Source organism: Sphingomonas silueang, from assembly GCF_040049155.1.
Taxonomy (GTDB): domain Bacteria; phylum Pseudomonadota; class Alphaproteobacteria; order Sphingomonadales; family Sphingomonadaceae; genus Sphingomonas; species Sphingomonas silueang.
Genome location: NZ_JBDZDK010000069.1, coordinates 1 through 5,008, shown reverse-complemented (window position 1 = coordinate 5,008; position 5,008 = coordinate 1). Strand labels below are relative to the sequence as shown.

Below are 5,008 nucleotides of genomic sequence, written 5' to 3'. Positions count from 1 at the left end.
ACGAGCGCTCGTACGACCAGTCTCAGAACCGAAAACTTCCCGCACCGCCCGCGCCCTCGTCAAAGACGATAAGCATCCCGGCTACGGCCAAACGGGCAAGGCGGCCCTCAGGCCACGCTTACACAGCTGGCGCTTCAAGCATCGCAGCTGACGCCTGGGGCCACCGGCAGAGAACGCTTCGCGCTGGTTGCGCCTCCGGTCGGGCTACGCCCGCCCTACGCCGCAACCAGCGCGAACGGTGCGCCCGTCATACCCGTCACGCTGCTTGACGAAGGGGGTCCCTTTTGCACGCCGATAGGGGGTCCTTTTTGGACGCCGATTGACAAGATCCGGTCGTTCACATCAGCTTCGACGAACGTCCGCTCCTGCATGAATCTGCGGATGGCTACGTGGAGTATCTGGCAAGCAGTATGTCTTTTTATCGGCGCCCATCGCGCTTGATCTAGGTTTCGGAATCTATCGATCTCACATTTAATCGAAATGTGACAGAAATAACCAAGCTGGCGCCGCGAAACATCTAAATCGTGCAGCCGGCAGGCGGATACTTCCATCCGCCTTCCTTTGCTGCGCCCATTCGGTGGCGTTGCTTCATGTTTTCGATGTCGTCGATCTCAAAAAAGGAAATTGTTGCTTGGGGCTGGCCATGGGTGTGGAAAACTTGGCGTTGATAGGCCTCCCCCCGAGGCAGGTGAGCATTGCTGCCCCCGTAGGCTCCGTTGTTCGCGATCAGCACGAGCTGGAACATATGATAATGCAGCGCCTGCGCCATCTGATCAAAGGTGCCGACGTCCAGGTTCAAAGCTGGAATTGCAAAAACGTCCGAGCGATCACGAAGATCGCTCGCTAACTTCAGATCAGTTGCATCGTAGCAGATGGATGCGGTGAGCCACAGCGCGTCGTTGGCCGGATTGTTAGACCATTCGTACCCCACCAGCCACTGGCACGGTCGGAATCCGGTGATCAGTTCTACCGGTTTGACGTACTTCTGCTCCATTGGAGAGAGGTGCTGTTTTCCCTGCCGTCTGATCACCGTTTGCAGGCCCATGCCTTGCACCATCCTCGGGATGATCCATAAGGCCGAATTGATCAGCGGCTGTCCCGGAACGACTTGTTCGTAGGCCATGCCGACTAGGATCGCGGTCTTGAACGCCCGTGCGAACGGCACGAGGTGGGTGGCAACGTCATCGGGATGGACGGACAGTTCTGGCAAGATGAGCCAGTCGAGACGCTTGCTTGCTGGCTTATGGGTCTCGCGAAGGTCCAGCATCTTCTCAACCGCGGCCAACGCCGTAGACAAATGTTTGCGATGTTTCCGCCGGAGATCCGGCGAGCGCATTTCCAGATCAGCGGCCGAGAAATCTGCAGCTTCAGGCATGATCGACTGAACGACGCAGGCCCGAAGCGGGCGTCCCTTCAATGCGGTACCTGGGATCGGCGCATCGACCTTGAGCATAAGGGTGCCGGTTGCCGGGCCGATTGCCGCGTCGGCTTCGACGAGCGCAGCGCGAATCCGAGCAGCAGTCTCATCAAGCGACAACTGATCGACATCGGGGCTGCTTGTACGGCAGCCGGGCCAGATGAGCAGATCGAAGAGAAGATCCTGAGTGAACTGCGAGATGGGTAGCCAATCGTCACCGAAGGCCTCGTGACCATTGTAGAAGCCATATTGCCGCTGGAACCAGTGCCCTCTCGTCGGCCGATAAATGGGCTCGCCCTCCCTCCAAGATGGTGACCTGACCGGAAGGCTGAAGTCTATTCTTGCCGTGAGAATGAACCGTAGGAGGTAACCGAGCTGAAAGCGCCAGCGTTGAGATTCCGGCGACCAAGAGGGGGCGGTATAAATAGACCGGTAGGTCGAAGTTGTCTGAGCAGATCTAAAGATCACCTGCTCGACTCGGACATATTTTCCAACCTGCCGAACCGCTATCTGGATCGTCGACGGCGTCACGACTTCCGGAAAATTTCCTTGTTTGAGGTGCGCGATGAATTTCTCGGCAAAGCTGAGAACGCCGATCTCGTTGCGCAACGGATTCAATGGTCCTTTGTCTTGGATGTAGGACTGCAGTGAGTGCATTTCCGCCGGGTCGGACCATTCCGCGATCCCTAGGTCTTCAGCGATGCCTGCCGGAACGGTGAGTTGTCGATCGACGGCACGGAAGAGATCACGGGCGAATTCGATATCTCGCGCGGCCACCTCCGCGAACCGCTCTGGTGTGAGCATCCGACCAACGAGATTCACGGCCTCGTCCTTCGAAAGGAACGACCTACGGCTCACTACCGCGGCTATTGCGAATTCGCGATCCGAGGAGACAACGCGTTCGCCTGTCAGAAATGAGAGAAGGCGCCAATAGGATTGATTGGTCCGTGGAATGCCTCGAGCTTGGACAGCTCGGGGATCGTGGACCGCGATGTAGAGCAGTGCCTGTTGCGCGAGATACCATGGGACGCGCTCGGCCGCGCCCTTGGCCACTCGAATCGCAACCTCCAGAAGCAGGGATCTATAGCCGGCGAGATCGACCCCAGTGGGAAGGCACTCTGGATCGTCAATGAAGCCCGTCTCGGTCGCCCCGGCTCGAAAGATCTCGGCGAGGCAGTAGTACGCGACTTGTCGGCTGGTGACTGACCTTGTCTGACCGGCAAGATACGGTTCGAAAAGCTTCAGTACCTCCCCAAGCAGTTGGCGGGACGGCCAGAGGTCGAGCGCGACGCGCAATAGCCGAACGTTTGACGGATCGAGTATCCATCGCTCGACTAGGATGAGCGCAAAGGCACGTGCTTCTTCGTCCAGTTCCGATTGCGATAGCCTAGTGCGCCGAAAGGTTTCTTCCCCAAATTCAGCGATTTCCATGTAGGGTCGATCATCGAGGAGTGGTCTAAGTGAGCGAAAGGTTTTTCTGAACCGACCAGCTGCGAAACGACCGATTGTCTCGTCCTTGACGTCGGGTATTGCTCTCAAGCCGGGAGGCGTCGGCGTCCCTTCTACGCCGTTGATTGTTAATTGGGATCGGACGAGAGCTTCGATCGCCTGAATCACCTCCTCGCCACCACTCGCATCGAACCCGCCGGAAATCGCAGTCTGGATGCGCTCCATTTTCCGGGATTGGCGGACGAGCGGCATCTGCTCGCCCCCGACTGACGCGGTCGACGTCTTCTCGGGAGCGAATTCTAAACCCGGACAGGTGGCCGTCAGGGCTTGCCCAAGCCACGCCATTACCCGTGCCTGAGCTTCTGTTGGGTCAATCCCTGGTGCCGTGGTGATGGTCAACCTGATGTCGTCGACATACCGGCAGGCGTCCCGGAGCCACACGCCGTTGGTGACCTCTCGGCCAAGTTGTTCGAGGATGGTGCGATCGAAATCCAGCAGGACGACGTTCGAGAAGAAACCAGCTGCCACCAAGCCCTGGGGAAGGGCGACGCCATCGAACTCGGGAATGCCTGCACGCTGCTTGAAACGGGCGAACTGACGCTCGTCCCTTTCCTCCCAGGACCAATTGAGAACACTGCCTGCTAGATCGAAGAACGCACCGTCGTCATCTGGCGTCTGCAGCAACCGAACCTTGGAGAGGAGCAATTCCGGCGTCACTCGGTCGTAGAACTGCCGGAGATCGGTCTGAACGATTAGAACGCGATCATCGGCGCCAAGCGATGCGGCGACCGCCTCGGGCCGTTGTAGGAAGGAGCGATAGTCCTCAAAATAGGCTCGGTAAAGTTTGGATGACCCCCAGCGGTGGACCAGACCGCCTCCTTGGTCAGCCTTATCGCAGAAGAGTCGGTTGCCGTAGGACATGACCGACCTGCGCACATCAGGCGATGCAAAGCCGCCCCTCGGGTCGCCTTGCGCGGTTTCGGCCCTTTCGCTGAGGCAAAGCATAAGGGCGGTAGCAGCCACCTGATCGGACAGCGAGACATGGGCGAGTGGCCGGATCTTGGTGGGGCCAGATTGTTCTGGTTTCCAGAGGCCTTCGACGTCAAGATGCCATCGCTGGCTCTTCGGAGCGGGAACGAGCTTCAGCTCCTCGGTTTCATATTCACCCGAACGCAATCGCGCCGACAGTCGAGATATAAACTTCGGAAGATCGGCAGCTGCGCGGTCTAGCTCCAGAGTATCGGAGAACCAATTGTGGTAGCGGATGTACGAGGCAGCCTTCTTCCATGCCTGAACGAGCACATATTCTTGAGAAATTTGGTCCAGTGTTGGAATCAGCCGCTGCACTTTCTCACCCTTTAAATGTCCCGCGCGTTACAGCGTGAGGTCCGCTGGTCGGACCAGCACCTCCGAAAACGGTATATCGTGCTGAACCGCGAGGCGAGCGTTTGTGTCTCGAGATAGCTCAAAGCTGCGGTTCACCGCGGTGGACAGGAATGGCAGCTTCGTCCCCCTCCTCGCCTTTCCACCATCGCTGGTCGAGGCGTCGGCGAACATGAATGGATGTCCGAAGTTTGGGAGCGCTAATTAACCGCCGAATGTCGTGTTGTGGGTCACGCCGCCAGAACAAGAGAGGTCCTTCGAGGGGGCCGCGGCGGTCGGCAGCGCAGCGCCCAAGTGCAGTCATTCAGTACGATTACTGCGGGCCAAAGCGGTGGTTCATTCAGCAGCCGGACGAGACGGCGCTGCTGATATCCGTCCAATGCATCCGACGCGTAGGTCCTTTGGGCTGGAGCTACTGGCCGAAATTAACGGGCCCCCGCAAGTCCGGTGAACCGGTCTGTTTCTCTGCGATAAGATCCCTAGATGTCACAAATGGCGGGCTCAGCAATTCAGATCGATCCCGGTCTATGGGCGACCAGCCGGGCCGGCGCTCGGGCCGGCCGTGGCTTCCGCTTTCAGGATGCCGCAGGCGCATGGCTGGCGACCCGAATCTGGGCCGGGGATCTTGATGCGACGTGACGTGACCCCCTGATTTTCCTCCAAGTGCGATTAGAGTCCGGCCCTGATGGAAGGACGGACAATGAAGCGACTGAGGTTCACGGAAGAGCAGATCATTGCGGTGCTGAAGGAGGCCGAGGC

At 58.6% G+C, this 5,008-nt stretch carries 1 protein-coding gene; it reads right to left on the bottom strand.

Annotated features, from left to right (window positions below; genetic code table 11):
- Positions 1-517 precede the first annotated feature (517 nt).
- Complete coding sequence (locus ABLE43_RS22980) at positions 518-4,213, bottom strand: RNA-directed DNA polymerase (protein ID WP_348980265.1); 3,696 nt, start codon at positions 4,211-4,213, stop codon at positions 518-520.
- Positions 4,214-5,008: the final 795 nt, after the last annotated feature.